The 15,548-nt window shown below is 65.7% G+C and carries 14 protein-coding genes; 8 read left to right on the forward strand and 6 right to left on the reverse strand.

Features of this window, described 5'->3' with window-relative positions; translation table 11 throughout:
* The first annotated feature begins 171 nt into the window (after positions 1-171).
* Positions 172-1,713, forward strand: coding sequence for a Cdc6/Cdc18 family protein (locus tag NDI86_RS10630; RefSeq protein WP_310900401.1), 1,542 nt, complete (start codon positions 172-174; stop codon positions 1,711-1,713).
* 80 nt (positions 1,714-1,793) lie between these two features.
* Here NDI86_RS10630 and NDI86_RS10635 read toward each other — a convergent pair whose 3' ends face one another.
* Both NDI86_RS10635 and NDI86_RS10640 read right to left on the reverse strand, forming a co-directional pair.
* On the reverse strand, positions 1,794-3,287 hold the full coding sequence (locus NDI86_RS10635; protein ID WP_310900402.1) for a M61 metallopeptidase family protein: 1,494 nt from the start codon (positions 3,285-3,287) through the stop codon (positions 1,794-1,796).
* Between the two features lie 110 nt (positions 3,288-3,397).
* Positions 3,398-4,042: a S26 family signal peptidase gene (locus tag NDI86_RS10640; RefSeq protein ID WP_310900403.1), complete on the reverse strand. Its 645-nt coding sequence runs from the start codon at positions 4,040-4,042 to the stop codon at positions 3,398-3,400.
* A 103-nt stretch (positions 4,043-4,145) separates the two neighbouring features.
* On the opposite strand from NDI86_RS10640, the gene NDI86_RS10645 reads away from it, so the two are divergent.
* The 5 genes from NDI86_RS10645 to NDI86_RS10665 all read left to right on the forward strand — a co-directional run bounded on the left by NDI86_RS10645 (position 4,146) and on the right by NDI86_RS10665 (position 9,363).
* The gene (locus NDI86_RS10645; RefSeq protein WP_310900404.1) at positions 4,146-5,714 is read left to right on the forward strand and encodes a DNA-directed DNA polymerase II small subunit; all 1,569 of its coding nucleotides are present in this window, start codon (positions 4,146-4,148) and stop codon (positions 5,712-5,714) included.
* A 343-nt stretch (positions 5,715-6,057) separates the two neighbouring features.
* Positions 6,058-6,414, forward strand: coding sequence for a YbjQ family protein (locus tag NDI86_RS10650; protein WP_310900405.1), 357 nt, complete (start codon positions 6,058-6,060; stop codon positions 6,412-6,414).
* 271 nt (positions 6,415-6,685) lie between these two features.
* Positions 6,686-7,363 carry a helix-turn-helix domain-containing protein gene (locus NDI86_RS10655; RefSeq protein WP_310900406.1) on the forward strand — a complete coding sequence of 226 codons (678 nt, stop codon included), beginning with the start codon at positions 6,686-6,688 and terminating at the stop codon, positions 7,361-7,363.
* Positions 7,364-7,538: 175 nt separating this feature from the next.
* Positions 7,539-7,970 (forward strand): HalOD1 output domain-containing protein, encoded by a 432-nt coding sequence (locus tag NDI86_RS10660; RefSeq protein ID WP_310900407.1) that lies wholly within the window; start codon positions 7,539-7,541, stop codon positions 7,968-7,970.
* Between the two features lie 100 nt (positions 7,971-8,070).
* Complete coding sequence (locus NDI86_RS10665) at positions 8,071-9,363, forward strand: O-acetylhomoserine aminocarboxypropyltransferase/cysteine synthase family protein (RefSeq protein ID WP_310900408.1); 1,293 nt, start codon at positions 8,071-8,073, stop codon at positions 9,361-9,363.
* A gap of 310 nt (positions 9,364-9,673) precedes the next feature.
* Here the strand turns inward: NDI86_RS10665 and serB are convergent, their stop codons facing one another.
* Positions 9,674-10,306 (reverse strand): phosphoserine phosphatase SerB, encoded by a 633-nt coding sequence (serB, locus tag NDI86_RS10670; RefSeq protein WP_310900409.1) that lies wholly within the window; start codon positions 10,304-10,306, stop codon positions 9,674-9,676.
* A 128-nt stretch (positions 10,307-10,434) separates the two neighbouring features.
* Between serB and NDI86_RS10675 the strand changes: the two genes are divergently transcribed.
* Complete coding sequence (locus tag NDI86_RS10675; RefSeq protein WP_310900410.1) at positions 10,435-10,914, forward strand: cupin domain-containing protein; 480 nt, start codon at positions 10,435-10,437, stop codon at positions 10,912-10,914.
* Between the two features lie 19 nt (positions 10,915-10,933).
* Here the strand turns inward: NDI86_RS10675 and NDI86_RS10680 are convergent, their stop codons facing one another.
* Entirely contained in the window at positions 10,934-13,135 is a 2,202-nt protein-coding gene (locus NDI86_RS10680; RefSeq protein WP_310900411.1) for an ATP-dependent DNA helicase, read from the reverse strand.
* 199 nt (positions 13,136-13,334) lie between these two features.
* Between NDI86_RS10680 and NDI86_RS10685 the strand changes: the two genes are divergently transcribed.
* Positions 13,335-14,063 (forward strand): hypothetical protein, encoded by a 729-nt coding sequence (locus NDI86_RS10685; RefSeq protein WP_310900412.1) that lies wholly within the window; start codon positions 13,335-13,337, stop codon positions 14,061-14,063.
* A gap of 16 nt (positions 14,064-14,079) precedes the next feature.
* Here NDI86_RS10685 and NDI86_RS10690 read toward each other — a convergent pair whose 3' ends face one another.
* Both NDI86_RS10690 and NDI86_RS10695 read right to left on the reverse strand, forming a co-directional pair.
* Positions 14,080-14,451: an SHOCT domain-containing protein gene (locus NDI86_RS10690; RefSeq protein WP_310900413.1), complete on the reverse strand. Its 372-nt coding sequence runs from the start codon at positions 14,449-14,451 to the stop codon at positions 14,080-14,082.
* Between the two features lie 101 nt (positions 14,452-14,552).
* Positions 14,553-15,530 carry a cation diffusion facilitator family transporter gene (locus NDI86_RS10695; RefSeq protein WP_310900414.1) on the reverse strand — a complete coding sequence of 326 codons (978 nt, stop codon included), beginning with the start codon at positions 15,528-15,530 and terminating at the stop codon, positions 14,553-14,555.
* Positions 15,531-15,548 lie beyond the last annotated feature (18 nt).

The following is a 15,548-nucleotide window of genomic DNA, read 5'->3' on the forward strand; positions in this document are numbered from 1 at the left end:
CCGTTGGACCGAAATATTTAATATGCAATCAGCCACGGGTTCATGTGGTTCAACTGGACGCTCCTGTGCGTGGGGAAACTCCCGGAGGGTGGCCGAAACACGCTCCTCACGCCCGAACTAGCGGTCCGCAAGCCAGACTCCACCTGAAATGGTGGGGTTCCTCTCCCCAGAATGACTGACGCAAACGACGACCCGGAGGCGGCTATCGACCCGGACGAGGACGCCGGTGACTCGACAGCGCTGGGTTCGACGGCGGACCCGGCGCCGGACCTCGACGACGTGGTTCTCGACAACCTCGAGACGAGCACGGACGACGACTCCGACGAGGCCTCCCGGGGTCTGTTCGACGATTTGCTGGAGGGCGAGCCCATCTTCGAGAACAAGGAGGTCCTGCGACCCTCCTACACGCCCCACAAGCTCCCCCACCGCGAGGAGCAGATAAACAACATGGCGACCATCCTCGTCACCGCCCTGCGCGGGGACACGCCGTCGAATATCCTCATCTACGGGAAGACCGGGACCGGCAAGACGGCGAGCGCGAAGTTCGTCAGCGAGGAACTGGAGACCACCTCCCAGAAGTACGAGGTGCCCTGCGAGGTCGAGTACATCAACTGCGAGGTGACCGACACCCAGTACCGCGTCCTCGCCCAGCTCGCGAACAAGTTCATCGACAAGAACGTCGACGTCATCGACGAGCGCATCGACGAACTGGAACAGCTACAGTCGAGCGCACGCGAAGACCCGAGCGAACTCGCCGACAGCGACTACGACTCTCTCGGGGCCGTCGAGGACGCCATCGACGACCTCGAAGCCGAAAAGGACGAGTTCGAGGAGGTCCCCATGACCGGGTGGCCGACCGACCGCGTCTACAGCTCCTTCTTCGACGCCGTCGACTACCACGAACGGGTCGTCGTCATCATGCTCGACGAGATAGACAAACTCGTCGAGAAGTCCGGTGACGACACCCTGTACAACCTCTCCCGGATGAACTCCGAACTGGAGAACTCGCGGGTCTCCATCATGGGCATCTCGAACGACCTGAAGTTCACCGACTTCCTGGACCCCCGCGTCAAGTCGAGCCTGGGCGAGGAGGAGATCGTCTTCCCGCCCTACGACGCGAACCAACTGCGGGACATCCTCCAGGCCCGCGCGGACGTGGCGTTCAAGGGCAACGCCCTCACCGACGACGTCATCCCGCTGTGTGCGGCCTTCGCCGCACAGGAACACGGGGACGCTCGCCGGGCGCTCGACCTCCTGCGAACGGCGGGCGAACTCGCCGAGCGCGACCAGACGGACGACGTAGAGGAGGACCACGTCCGGCAGGCCCAGGAGAAGATAGAACTCGACCGCGTGGTCGAGGTGGTCCGCACCCTGCCCACGCAGTCGAAGATAGTCCTCTTTGCCATCATCCTGCTGGAGAAAAACGGCGTCCACAACATCAACACCGGCGAGGTGTTCAACATCTACAAGAATCTCTGTGCGGAGATAGACGCCGACGTGTTGACCCAGCGACGGGTCACCGACCTCATCTCCGAACTCGACATGCTGGGCATCGTCAACGCCGTCGTCGTCTCGAAGGGCCGCTACGGCCGGACCAAGGAGATTTCGCTGTCGGTGCCGACCGAGGAGACCGAGGCCGTCCTCCTCAGTGACTCGCGACTCGGCGACATCGACGACGTCCAGCCGTTCGTCCAGGCCCGCTTCGACAACTGATTCGCTGTCGAACTAGCCCAACGGTCCGGACGTGGCGTGCTGGATGCAGCGGGTGAGTGCAGCACGTGACTCTGTCTCTCTCAGGATGATCGATGATCCTCGTAGAGTTTCGCAATCACGGCCAACAGTGACATCCCGGCCGAACCGAGTAACACACCGGATTCAGCGTCCACCCCACCCGTGATTTCGTCAAGAGCGTCCTGTGAATCAGCCGGTGGGGACTCTCCCTGAGCGGTAGATTGACCCTGGCTGCGTGTTTCACTATCCGACCTCGCCACGACAAATGTATCCGGGCTAGCAGTGCCGAGTGTGTATTGCTCGGGCTCGACTGGAATCGTCGGTAGTGCCGTGGTCTGCGTGTACCTGTCTATCCAGTCACTCAGTGACTCGTCACCAGCGGCTTCTGTGACAGCGTTGACGAACCCATCGTAGGTGCTGAGGTCGTACTCCGCTGTTGGAATCACGTCGTCGAGGCTGTTCTCACCCGAGGAGCGAGCCCGAATTTGCCCATCGAGGGCGGCGAGCACATGGGCTCCTTTGTAATAGGTCGATGCCCTGTTGTTGTCGGGGCCAGTTTCGGCCAGTACTATATCTCGATACCTGTCGGTCCGGACGGTCTCTACGAACCTGTCGAACGTCCCGTGATTCAGGTGTAGTGCCAGCAGGTATCCGTAGTACTCGGCAGCAGCCTCTCTGAGCCAGAACATCTCCTCTGTGCCGAAGATTCCGTATATCGTGTGGATGTACTCGTGTGTCGGCACGTTGGAAATACCGTCGACAGACGTAGCCGACTTCGTGAATCTGATATCTCGTCCGACAACTTGCGCAGACGAGTCCGAACCTGTTCGCCAGTTGTTCATGATGAACGCAGTCACACCGTTGTTTGTCGTGAGCCTGGGCTCGAGATATCGACCGCCAGCCTCGAAGACGTCGAGCAGGCTCTCAGTATCAATCGTACCTTCGATATCGTCGGGAACAACAACCGTGTGTGTCATCTTCCCGACATCACGCTGTGCGATTTGATGTGGGCCGATAAAGAGCCAGTCTGTGCCGGCATACCCGTCCTGCTCGAACAGTACACTCCTTTCTACGTCGCTCCCGTCCGCTCCGTCTTCTGTCACCCAGTACGGGTATGGATTAATCTGACTTCCAAATACACTGGTCTCTGAGGAGTATCCCCCTAAACCGTTGGGAAGCAGTTCCTCGCCGTAGTCCATCGAGAGTTCGAACGAGGGAGTCCCGTCCTGCGTCCAGCGATACCCTGTCACTTCCGTTGAATACAGCTCGAAACTGTCCTCTACAAACTCGTCCGTTTCTATGACAGTGACTTCGTCAAGGTCAAACCAGCCACTCCTGACTATCAGCGCGCTTACCGAGTCGGGGAGCCGATACTCGTACCGCTGCAGGAGTCGGGACCGCTCGGCATCAAACCGAAAATGCCGGTGTTCCCGGATACTATCTGGACTCGCCGCTACCGAGCGGGCACTAGCAGTGGCAACCGAGAACTCGCCAAAACCTTGCACTCCGACAGTAGATACGCCAAGAGAACGTAACACCGTTCGACGTGAAACCATACCCTGACTAGCAATAATATACTTCTTATAAATGTGGTATAATTTCGAGATTTTCAGAGATGACACAACACCTACCGGATATGTAAGCTCGCTCGGTACGGTGTCAAAAACTATCCGGCAACGACCGCTCCGGGCGTCCCGGCCCGATTCCATCCCAGCCGAATCTCGCCCAGCAGCGGGACGCGGTACTCGGCGGTACCGATGACCCACTGGGGCTCGACCGGTTCGCTGATTGGCGTGGCGCCGACCTGGTCGTACTGGTTGTTGTTATCACCCATCGTGATGAACCCCCGGTGGTCGGCGGGGCAGTTCGACAGTTCCGTGCAGTTCTCGGCGCTGCCGACGTGGTCCGGGTCGGCCCGGCTGTACCAGTTCTCGCCGTCCTCGACGTAGAACATCGCCCGGTGGATGATGGGCGTTCGACTGGCGTCCCCGTCGGGCTCGTAGACGATGACGTCGCCGGGCTGCTGGAACTTGACGTAGCCGTCGGCCGCGGCCGCCGTGACGACGCCGCCCTCGTCGTTCGGTCCCGCGAAGCGCTCTTCCTCCATGACGAACACGAGGTCGCCTTTCTCGATGTGGGGGTCCATACTCGGGCTCTCGATGGCCACCAGCGGCGGCCAGACGCCGCTGACGGTAAAGAGCAGGAGTCCGACGAGGATGACGGCGCCGGCGCTGCCGACGATATCCATCCCGTACTGGACGAACGCTGGCGGTTCGTCGTCGCTCGAAGACGGCCCGTCGTCACCGGACATACTGACTACGAGTACCGGGAGGCGAGCAATCAACGTTCCGTTGTGGTAATCGGTTCCGGGGTTGTCCGCTAGCCTTTTGCGGACCCACGCGCAGAGAGATAGTGTGCCGCTCTCGACGCCGGCCCGCATCGTCAGCGAACTGGCCAGTCGCGGCTACAACGCGGAACCGGCAGCGGTGACCCGGCTGGCCGGCGCGCCGGAGTCGGAGACCGCGCTCGAACGCGCACTCGAAACGATGCCCGACGACGCGCTGAAGCTCACCGTCGACCACGTCGACGCGGTGCTCGACCGGTCGGAATCGCGGGCCGAAGCGAGGGCGACGCCCGAGGCGGAGGCCGGGACGGGCGCCGAGACGACCGACACCGGAGACCCCCCTGTTTCGACTGGAACAGAGGCGCCGGACCCGCCGGACGGCGGGGGTGCCGTTCCACTCGAAACGAAGGGGTCTCGCGACGTTGACCTGTCAGCGCGCGCCATCGAGGTCGCAAACGACATGACCGGCGACTCGACGGGGACCGGGGAGTACAACGACTTCGTCCAGGTGTTCCGGGACCGGTACGAGAAGCTCGCGAGCAAGCTCCGTGGCCGGGTGAACCACCGGCCGACCGACGCCATCGAGAACATGGGCGGGGGGAGCGAGGCCGCCCTCATCGGGATGGTCTCGGACATCCGCTCGACCGCCAGCGGCCACTGGCTGGTCGAACTCGAAGACACGAACGGAACCTTCCCCTGTCTCGTGATGAAAGACCGGCCCATCGCCGACCTCGTCCAGCAGTTGCTGCTCGACGAGGTCATCGCCGTCGACGGGACGCTGGCCGACGACGCCGGCATCCTCTTCGTCGACTCGCTGCACTTCCCCGACGTTCCGCGGACGCACAAGCCCTCCACCGCAGACAGACACGTCCAGGCGGCGCTCATCTCGGACGTCCACGTCGGCAGCCAGGAGTTCATGGAAGACGCCTGGCACCGCTTTACCGACTGGCTCCATTCCGCCGAAGCCGAACACGTCGAGTATCTCCTCGTCGCCGGCGACATGGTCGAGGGCGTCGGCATCTACCCCGAGCAGGACAAAGAGCTGGACATCATCGACATCTACGAGCAGTACGAGGCCTTCAGCGAGTACCTCAAGGAGGTCCCCGGCGACATGGAGATTCGGATGATTCCGGGCAACCACGACGCCGTCCGCCTCGCGGAACCACAGCCCGGCTTCGACGAGGAACTGCGCGACATCATGTCGGCCCACGACGCCAGCGTCCACTCGAACCCCTCGCTCGTGACCGTCGAGGGCGTCACCGTCCTGATGTACCACGGCGTCTCGCTGGACGAGGTCATCGCCGAACTCCCCGACGAGGAAGCCAGCTACGAAGAACCGCACAAGGCGATGTACCAGCTCCTGAAGAAGCGCCACGTCGCCCCACAGTACGGCGGCCACACCCGACTGGCCCCCGAGGACCGCGACTACCTCGTGATGGAAGAGGTGCCCGACGTGTTCCACACGGGCCACGTCCACAAACTCGGCTGGGGGAAGTACCACAACGTGCTGGCGCTCAATTCGGGCTGTTGGCAGGCCCAGACGGAGTTCCAGAAGTCCGTCAACATCGACCCCGACTCGGGGTACGCGCCCATCCTCGACCTCGATACGCTGGATATGACGGTCCGCAAATTCACGTAACCACACTTTTTGCACCGTCGCTCGCGCCGCGCCGCGGCGCTCGCTCGGGCAAAAACGTGGGGACAAATCGCGGCGTCGACTCCCGTCGCGTGCCTCCGGCACGCGGTGGTCGCCTCGCCGCGGTCGAACCGGCTCGCTTCGCTCGCCGGATACGTACTGCTGGTTGACCTTTCAAAATACTGCTGACAGCCTGCCCTCCCCCGTCTTCGCGCGACGGAGCGCGCTCACGGCCCCGGCGAGGGGTAGCCCGTTCCGGTTATCACCCGACCAGGACTGCCGAGCGCCAGACAGTGCGAGCACGGCTCACGACTGGTTTAAGCCGTCTTCGAGCCATTATACTGGTATGTCCGTACAGAATCACACCCAAGACGTACAGTCCTCGCTCGTCGCCAGCGTGACGACCGATACCGTGCCGGGACGCGACATCGTCGAGGTCCTCGGTATCGCCCGCGGCAACACCGTCAGGGCCCGCAACGTCGGCCGCGACTTCACACAGGGGCTCCGGAACCTCGCCGGCGGGGAACTGAAGGCCTACTCGACGCTGCTCACGGAGGCCCGCGACGAAGCCATCAGTCGGATGGAGGCCGACGCCGTCGAGATGGGCGCCGACGCCGTCGTCAACGTCCGGATGGAGACCTCCGCCGTCGCCAACGGGGCCTCGGAGGTCATCGCCTACGGGACCGCCGTACGGCTCGACTAGTCCGCCCTGAGTTCACCGTGGCGCCGGCTCTTTCTGAACACGTCTCTCGGCCTCGCCACGCCCGCGTTCCGTCACACCCGGAAACGTCGCTTCCACACGGCGCTCCAGGGGTCGAGGCCGTCTCGGTCAGCCGCCTGTGACCGGCACATAAGTCCCATGACCGCTCCTGCCGTCGAGTGATACGTGTCGACGGCGAACTGCAGACACCGTCGGCGGGCGGTCGGCCACGGGCGACCCGCCCGTGGCCGACTGTCCACGGCGCCATCAGTTCATGGCTCCGACCATCACCGACATCCGCGTGCCGGCCGACGCGTTCCCGCTCGGGCGACTCCTGCAGGCGTACCCCGACATCGAGATCGAACTCGAACGGCTCGTCCCGACCGAGGAGGAGATTATCCCGCTGTTCTGGGTCGAGTCGGAGTACGTGGACGACATCCGGCAGACGCTGGGGGAGGACCCGCTGGTCGAGGAGGTCATCGAGTTGACCCGCCTGCCCGACCGGGCGCTGTACTCGGTCAACTGGAGCCCCGACATCGACGCGCTGGTCGGCACGCTCGTCGAACTGAAGATTCACGTCTTAGGCGCCGAGGGAACGGCCAGTTCCTGGGAGTTTCGGCTCCAGTTTCCCGACCGGGAACTGCTGGCGACGTTCCGGCGCGCGTGTCGGGCCCACGACGTGCCCATAGAGCTGTTGCGGCTGTACAACCCGACGATGCCGGCCGAATCGGGGCCGCTGACCCCGGAGCAGCGGGACGCGCTGGTGACCGCGTACGAGCACGGGTACTGGGGCGTCCCACGGGGCATCACGCAGACCGAACTGGCCGACCTCGTCGGTATCAGCGACAACTCGATGTCACAGCGGCTGCGACGCGGCGTCGAGGTGGCCGTCGCGGAACTGCTGTACGACGCGGAGGAGATGGGCCAGAGCCCTGACGACCCGGAGCGCTGACGGCCCGAGTCGCCACTCGGCGCAGACTCCGAGTTCGATACGGGACCCGTGATACGGTCTCTCGGTATCGAGAGTAGCACACTTGTTCTGCTGCTGACTCCTAGCAACTGGATGACAGTATCCGCCGTAATCGAACCTCCCGGTTCCGGTAGCCACTCACCTTCCCCAGACTCCTATGACCGACGAGAGACACCCCCGAGATACCGATTCGACGCGCTTGCATCACGACTGGGAGGCCGGTTCGCGGCTCTCCCTCACGGTCGTCGACGCCGTCGCCGCCCACCGGGCCGAAGCGCCGACCGAACTCGCCCCGCTATACGGTAGCATCGACCTGGAGGCCCTGGAGGGGCTCGTCGACTCCCTCGACCGCGGCGACGGTCGCGTCACGTTCACGCACGATGGATACGATGTCACCGTCAGTGCCGACGGCGAGGTGGTCGTTCGCGACGCCGTGGTCGACACCGACCCCGACGCGGCCTTCGAGGCCGAACTCACGCGGCTCGTCCTGCGGGCGGCGGCCGACGGCGTCGCTCTCGACGGTGGCTGGACCTGCACCGACGGGACCGACGGGCCGAGCTGGGTCGTCGATATCGCCCGGCGGCGGTGACTGTCACCGACCGACCCAAAATTCGCCGCCACCCCGGAGCACCAGCCGATGTCGCCGTTCAGGGGACAGTTAAGGGGGTCGCCGTTCAGTATTCCCCTGTATGAGCGACGACGACCGCGGATTCGAGACAGACGCCCTGCACGTCGGCCAGGAAGCGCCGGACAGCGAAGCCCGAGCCCGGGCCCCGCCGATCTATCAGACCACCTCCTACGTCTTCGAGGACGCCGAGGACGCCGCCGGCCAGTTCGCCCTGGAGAAGCCGGGCCACATCTACTCCCGGCTGATGAACCCCACCGTCTCCATGCTCCAGGAGCGACTGGCCGCACTCGAAGGCGGGGTCGGCGCCGTCGCCACCGCGTCGGGGATGGCCGCCCTGAACCTCGCTACTTTCCTGCTCGCCGACGTCGGCGACAACGTCGTCACCGCCTCGTCGCTCTACGGCGGGACCTACACCTACTACAGCCACACCGCGCCCAGAAACGGCGTCGAGACGCGCTTCGTCGACACGCTCGACTACGACGCCTACGCCGAGGCCATCGACGACGACACCGCCTACGTCCACTGCGAGACCATCGGCAACCCCTCGCTGGTGACGCCGGACCTCCAGCGGCTGGCCGACATCGCCCACGACCACGGCGCCCCCTTCTTCGTCGACAACACCTTCGCGACGCCGTATCTCTGCAACCCACTCGAACACGGCGCCGACCTCGTCTGGAACTCCACGACGAAGTGGATTCACGGCCACGGGACGACCGTCGGCGGCGTCCTCGTCGACGGCGGTTCGTTCCCCTGGGACGAGTACGCCGAGAAGTACCCCGAAATCGGCGGCGACAACCCCGCCTACCACGGCGTCAACTTCCAGGAGCGCTTTGGCGACGCCGCGTTCACCTACGCCGCCATCGCCCGCGGCCTGCGTGACCTGGGCTGCCAGCAGTCCCCCTTCGACGCCTGGCAGACGATGCAGGGCTTAGAGACCCTTCCCACCAGGATGGACCGCCACTGCGACAACGCGATGGCCGTCGCGGAGTTCCTCGCCGACCACCCCGAGGTATCGTGGGTCACCTACCCCGGTCTCTCCGACCACGAGACCCACGAGGCCGCCAGCGAATACCTCGACGGCGGCTACGGCGGCATGATTACCTTCGGGCTAGAAGCGGGCTACGACGCCGCCCGCAGCACCGTCGAGTCGACCGAAATCGCCAGCCTGCTCGCCAACGTCGGCGACGCGAAGACGCTCATCATCCACCCGGCCAGCACGACCCACCAGCAACTCACCGACGAGGAGCAGGCCGCCGCCGGGGTCAGTGACGATATGGTCCGCCTCTCCGTCGGGACGGAGGCCGTCGACGACATCGTCGCGGACCTCGACCAGGCCATCTCGCAGTCGTCGTAGTCGACGGCCGCGTCCGGTGCGCCGTCACGACTGACCAAATATCCGAACCGCGGCCCTATCCCGGGGTATCTAATCCGCTTTTCCGAATATACTGGCTGTGAGTACCACAATAACGCATATTCTGTGACAAAAAGGAGAAACAAGCCCGCCAGGCCACAACGCTGGCACGCTCACGGTGCTGTCGGTCATACTCGAACGACTCACGAACGTGTTGCCGGGCCGCGGCGAGTCCTCCGTCTGTCGGCTCACGTTCGAGCGAGAGACGCAACTCCGCCTGTGGCTGCGGGCCGATAGAACCCCGCTGACGGCGCTACAGCACGTTTCGCTCGACCAGCAGCTCCTGTAACTCCGCCATCGTCGAGACGGTCACGTCACACGCGGGCTCGACGGCTGGCTTGGGCTCGAAGCCGATAGCCAGTCCCGCCACTTCCAGCATCGGGAGGTCGTTCGCGCCGTCGCCGACGGCGATGGTGTCGTCGCGACCCTCGCCGACGATGGCCGTCGCCACCTCCAGGGCGTCGTCTTTCGTCCCCTCGATGAGCGGCCCCCGGACGTTGCCGGTGAGTTTCCCGTCGACGACGGGCAGGCGGTTGGCGACGATAGCGTCGACCTCGACCCCCTCCGTTTCCAGTGCTGCTTCGACGCCGCGTTCGAACCCGCCGGTGAGGATGGCGACGTAGTGGCCCGCCTCGCGCAGCGCCGCGATGACGTCGGCCGCACCGGGGCGCAGTTTCACCGCGTCGAAGGCCGCCTGGGCGTCGGCCTCGGGCAGGTCTTCCAGCAGGGCACACCGCTGGCGCAGGCTCTGGGCGTACGCTATCTCGTCGTTCATCGCCCGCTCGGTGATGTCGGCCATGTCCTGGGCGGTGCCGTTTCGCTCGCCCAGCAGGACCGTCATCTCCGAGTCCGATAGGGTGCCGTCGAAGTCGAAGGCGACTAGCATTGCCCGGTGATTGCGCCGCGGGGGTTTCAAACCAACCGATTTCGGGCCGCTGGTGTAGCCGACGCCGTCGACGCGCCAGCGCCGTTCGGTATCACGTTTTTACCGTCGTGCGCCGTAGCCGCCCCCGCATGGAGAAAGTCTCCGTTTCGGACATCGAACCGCAGGCGATGGGTAGTGACGTCGACCGACGCGGGCTCACCGAGCCGCTGGGCACCTCGGACGTGGCGATAAACCGGTACGCGCTCGAACCCGGCGAGGCGTTCTCGCCCGGCCTCCACACGCACCTCGACCAGGAGGAGTTGTTCTACGTCGTCTCCGGCACGGCGACGTTCGAGTTCCGCTCGGACCCGGCCGGCGAGAGCGAGACGGTCGACGTCGGGCCCGGGGAGGTGATTCGCTTCGCCCCCGGCGACTTCCAGCAGGGGCGCAACGAGAGCGACGAGGACGTGGTCGCGCTGGCGCTCGGTGGACCGAAAGAGACCACCGAGGGGCGACTCGCACACCCCTGTCCCGAGTGTGACAGCGACGTGCTGGCGCTGGCCGCCGGCGACGACGGGCCGGTACTGCGCTGTCCGGACTGCGGCGCGGAGATGCCCGCGGAGCTCTGAACCCGGTTCGCACCGAGACTCACGGCTTGGGTGGCGGCCCGTCGTACGCGTCCATGTCCTGATAGAAGTTCAACAGCGCGAACTTCAGCTTCTCGGGGCCGATGTCGACCATCTCCGAGCGTTCCTCGGGCGGGAACCGCCCCCGCACCGCGTAGTCGTGCATCTCCATCTCGGCGGCCTGGGTGTAGCGCTTATCGAGCAGGATGCGCGCGCCGAAATCGTCGGGCGAGCGGACGACCCGGCCGACGGCCTGTCTGGTCTTGCGGACGGTGGGAATCTCGACGGCGTAGCGCCAGCCGGCCTCGTCGTCGTTCGAGGGCTCCCGCTGGTCGCCCTCGCTCTCCCCGAACGCCGACTGGTAGGCGTCCTGCACCGCCTCCATCCGGTCGTCCAGATGGGGGTAGGGCACCCCGAGCACGACGACCGTTCGTGCGTCGTCGCCGTCGTAGCTCACCCCCTCGCCCAGCGTGCCCCACAGCGACGTAAAGAGGACGGCGCCGTCGTCGTCGGTAAAGGCCTCCCGGAGGTCCCGGGCCTGTTTGCCCGGTTCGTCCAGGTATCGCGTTCCGCTGACCGCGACCATCTGGTGGTAGCGCTCTGCCTCGCTGTAGGACGGACAGAACACGAGGGTGTTGCCCGGCGTGAAGCGGATGATGTCCTCCAGCGTGCGGGCGATGGTCCGCTGGGTCTCGGGGTCGTCGCGCTGGCTGGCAAACAGCGCCGGCCCGGAGACGGCGTAGGTCCGCCGGCGCTCCTCGGGGAACTGGTCGCCGTAGGCCATCGTCACCGGGTCGTCCAGGCCGACGACGTCCTCGGTCACGTCGAACGGGCGGACGGTGGCGCTCATCAACACGGCGGCGTGCAAATCGTCGAACAGTTCGCGGGTCACCCGCTCGGGGATGCAGGTGTACAGTTCGGCGCGGCCGTACACCTCGTTCGTGGACTCGTCCCGGCGGACGCTCGCGACGGGATACTGGCCGGCGGCGTCGGACTCGGCGAACCAGTCGGCGAGGAAGCCGGCGGCCTGCAGCGTCTGGCACTCCTTGCGGGTGTCGAGTTTCCCCTCCTTGAACTGCTCCTCGTAGCGCTCGTCGAGTTCGCGGCCCAGGTCCAGCGCGTGGTCGATTTCCTCGTGAAAGCCCGGCCCGCTGTAGGCCTGGAAGAACGCGAGGGTCAACTCGTCCTTCCGGTCGTCGTTGGCGATGGTGATATCGTCCCAGTGCTCGTCGACCGCTTCCCTATCACCGAAGCCAAAGGAGTCCTCGTAGGTCTCGACTAACGCCGACCGGAAGGTCGTGAGGACGTTCCCGGCGTTCTCGGCCCGCGCGTCCTCGACGCCCGACAGCTCCTCGATGGCCTGGTCGAGCGTGTTCTCGGTCAGCGTGCGGCGGGCGTGGTCCCGGGCCGCCGACTCGACGTTGTGGGCCTCGTCGAAGACGGCGATGATGTCCTCGGGGTCCCGGCCCAGCCAGCGGAAGAACTGCTCGCGGATGGTCGGGTCCAGCAGGTGGTGGTAGTTACAGACGACGAGGTCGACCCCCTCCATCCCCTCTTTGAGCAGTTCGTAGCCACACATCCCCCGCTCGCCGGCGTACTCGTAGACGTCGTCGGGCGTGCGCACGTCGTCGTAGAGCCAGGCGTAGAAGTCGGTGGTGTCGACGGTGAGATTGCGGTAGTAGTGGTCACACGTCGAGCGCTCGCTCTCCAGTTCGGCCCGCTCGTCCTGTAGGTCCCGCAGCTCTTCGACGACGGCGTTTCTGGCCTCCATGGCCTCGCTGTCGCCCTCCTGGCCCGCCTGCAGGAGCTCCCCTTCGCGGCCTTCGAGCTGGGCGATGTCGGTCTCCACGTCGACGAGTTCCCGGGTCGTATCGCGCAGCGCCTGACACTCCTCGTAGTCCACGTCGATGTGACACATCGACCCCTTCCCGCGGAAGACGACCGCGCGCAGCCGTTCCTGCTCGGTGATGGCGCGGGCGTCCTCGACGAACTGGCGCATCTGCTGGTGGACGTTGGTCGTGATGACGACGGTCTTGCCCGTCTCGCGGGCGTGTTCCAGCGCCGGCACCAGCGACGCCAGCGTCTTGCCCGTCCCGCAGGCCCCCTCGAAGAGGACGTCGTCGCCCGCCGAAAGGGCCTCGTAGATAGTGGCCATCGCCTCCCGCTGGTGGTCGTAGGGCTCCTCGAACGGGAAGAATCGCAGGTAGCCGTCGTCGGTCGTCACTGGGGGTGGGTTGGCCGCTCTCGGGCAAAAGGGTTCGGCCCTAGTAACGGTCACATACCTGTATAGCAGTGTCGCGGACACCTTGCACTGCCAGAAAGCCCCCGCCCGTGGTGGTTGCTCAATCAGCTACGGCCCCCATCCTGGTCGTTCGGGCGCCTATCCCCGGCAGGCACTTATCGCCGTGGCCCGTCCTCCGGGTATGTTCCGCCCGCTCGTCGTCGTCACGCTCGTCGCGCTGGCGGGCTGTAGCGGGCTGGGATTCGGGCCGAGCGCCGACACGCCGTCGGTGACGCCGGTGCCCGTCGAGACGCCGGACGCCGCGGCCGTCGCGGTGGTACGGACGAACGGGAGCGTCGACGTCGACCGACTCATCGCGCGCCACGACGCGGCGATGGCCGACCGGAGCTTCCACCGCACGGTCGTGCGCGAGGGGCCACAGAACACGCGGGACGTGTGGGTCGACCGGGAGCGCAACGTCGTCCGCGTCCGGCGGACGTTCGGTCCGGTCGTCGACGACGCTATCCTGGCCGACGGCCGCCTCTACCGGGCGGCCAGCGACGACCCGGACCGGGCCTACACCAGCGAGCAGAGCAACGCAACGGTCCCGTACGTCCCCACCCAGTCCGGGGCGGCCCGTCTGGGGCAGGTCCTGCTCGCGGACGGCTACCGGCGGGTCGATACGGTGCGCCGGGGCGGTCGAACCCTGGCGGTCGTCGCCGTCAACGCCACGGGCCGGGCCGAGGGGTCGGACCCCTCTATCGCGGTGCAGTCGCGGCTCTACGTCGACAGCGAGGGCGTCGTCAGGGAAGTCGACCACTGGGAGCGCCGGCCCGACGGGACCGTCGTCGACTTCAGAATGACCGTCACCACGGACACGGACCGCGTGCCGATTCCGTGGTGGGCCGAGGACCTCGAACTGTACGGCTGACGCTCACGCCCCGCGCTCAGGACCGCTCCGTCCGCAGGCGGTCCCGCCGGCGCTCGAACTCCTCCTCGTCGATGTCACCGCGGGCGTACCGTTCCCGGAGCGTCTCCAGGGCGTCGTCGCCGCCACCGCCGCCCGTGTCGGCGCCACTGAGCAGGTAGTACGCAGCGCCGCCGGCGACGAGCAACAGGAGCGCGGGCCAGAGGAACCAGAGGCCCCAGCCCATGCCCCACCCCATCCCGCCGTGGCCCCCCATCCAGCCGTCGTGGTGGTGGGCGCCGCCGTCACCGGTGTGTGCGGCGGCCGGACCCGTCGCCGCGAGCGCGACGAGAAGCGCCAGGAGTGCGAGGCGGACGATACGACCGACCGCGGCTGTCGAACTGTCGTCCATACCGGAAGATACGCCCCTCTGGTTCACGTCTCTTACCCCTCAGAAGCCAAGGCGAGCGGGCGCTCGAACTGTGGATTCGAAACCCTCGGCTCCGGCGCAGCCTACTCGGCCGCCTCGGGCTCGATGTACACCGTCCGCACGTCGCTGTTGGCCGCCTGCAGGTCGGCCTCGATGGCCGTGATGGCGTCGTCGAGTTCCTCCGTGTCGAGGTTGTCGGCGAAGACGACATCCGCGGAGACGATGACCTCGTTGGGGCCGAAGTACACCGTCCGGAAGTCGACGATGGACTCGACGTACTCGCTGGCCAGCACGGTGTCACGGAGCCGTTGCCCCTCGTCGGCCGGGAGGCTCTCGCCCAGCAGGAGCCGCTTGTTCTCCCAGGCCAGCGCCAGCGCGAACACCATCAGCATGATACCGATGAACAGCGCCGACAGCTGGTCGTAGAACGGGTTGTCGGTCACCTGCGAGAGCGCGAGCCCGGTGAGCGCGATGACGATGCCGGCGAGCGCGATGGTGTCCTCGGTCAGCGCGGTCAGCGTGGTGACGTCGCTGGTCTTGCGGAACGCCTCTCTGTAACTCCCCCAGTCGTTGCGCTGCATCTGGCGTCGCATCTCCGCGCGCGCTTTCACGAGCGCGTAGCTCTCGAAGGCGAAGGCGCCCAGGAGGACGACGTAGTTGACCATCAGCGGGTCGAGCCACGCCGGCGGTGTGAAGCTGATAAAGAGGAACTCGACGGCCTGGCCCGCTTCCACACCGCCGTGGCCGCCGTGGCTCGTCAGCTCGTTGTACCCGTGTTTCGCGCTCTCCCAGCCGGCGATGCCAAAGAGGAACACGGAGACGAGGAAGCTGTAGAAGAACTGTGACTTCCCGTAGCCGAAGGGGTGTTGACGGTCCGCTTCCCGACCGGAGTAGCGGATGCCGATGAGGAGGAACACCTGGTTGCCGGTGTCGGAGATGGAGTGGTATGTCTCGGATAGCATCGCGGCGCTCCCCGTCAGGAGGAAGCCGAAGAACTTCAGGACGGCGATGGCTGCGTTCGCGATGAGCGCGGCGATGACGACTGATTTGCTGCCTGCCATTACCGTCCACTCACGAGG

Source organism: Haloarcula onubensis (assembly GCF_031624605.1).
GTDB lineage: Archaea > Halobacteriota > Halobacteria > Halobacteriales > Haloarculaceae > Haloarcula > Haloarcula onubensis.

What these genes read in the sequence shown, in the direction of transcription:
- NDI86_RS10630 (WP_310900401.1), top strand. Translation starts at nt 172, where the DNA reads ATGACTGACGCAAACGACGACCCGGAGGCGGCTATCGACCCGGACGAG.
- NDI86_RS10635 (WP_310900402.1), bottom strand. Translation starts at nt 3,287, where the DNA reads ATGGTTTCACGTCGAACGGTGTTACGTTCTCTTGGCGTATCTACTGTC.
- NDI86_RS10640 (WP_310900403.1), bottom strand. Translation starts at nt 4,042, where the DNA reads ATGTCCGGTGACGACGGGCCGTCTTCGAGCGACGACGAACCGCCAGCG.
- NDI86_RS10650 (WP_310900405.1), top strand. Translation starts at nt 6,058, where the DNA reads ATGTCCGTACAGAATCACACCCAAGACGTACAGTCCTCGCTCGTCGCC.
- NDI86_RS10655 (WP_310900406.1), top strand. Translation starts at nt 6,686, where the DNA reads ATGGCTCCGACCATCACCGACATCCGCGTGCCGGCCGACGCGTTCCCG.
- NDI86_RS10660 (WP_310900407.1), top strand. Translation starts at nt 7,539, where the DNA reads ATGACCGACGAGAGACACCCCCGAGATACCGATTCGACGCGCTTGCAT.
- NDI86_RS10665 (WP_310900408.1), top strand. Translation starts at nt 8,071, where the DNA reads ATGAGCGACGACGACCGCGGATTCGAGACAGACGCCCTGCACGTCGGC.
- serB (WP_310900409.1), bottom strand. Translation starts at nt 10,306, where the DNA reads ATGCTAGTCGCCTTCGACTTCGACGGCACCCTATCGGACTCGGAGATG.
- NDI86_RS10675 (WP_310900410.1), top strand. Translation starts at nt 10,435, where the DNA reads ATGGAGAAAGTCTCCGTTTCGGACATCGAACCGCAGGCGATGGGTAGT.
- NDI86_RS10685 (WP_310900412.1), top strand. Translation starts at nt 13,335, where the DNA reads ATGTTCCGCCCGCTCGTCGTCGTCACGCTCGTCGCGCTGGCGGGCTGT.
- NDI86_RS10690 (WP_310900413.1), bottom strand. Translation starts at nt 14,451, where the DNA reads ATGGACGACAGTTCGACAGCCGCGGTCGGTCGTATCGTCCGCCTCGCA.
- NDI86_RS10695 (WP_310900414.1), bottom strand. Translation starts at nt 15,530, where the DNA reads ATGGCAGGCAGCAAATCAGTCGTCATCGCCGCGCTCATCGCGAACGCA.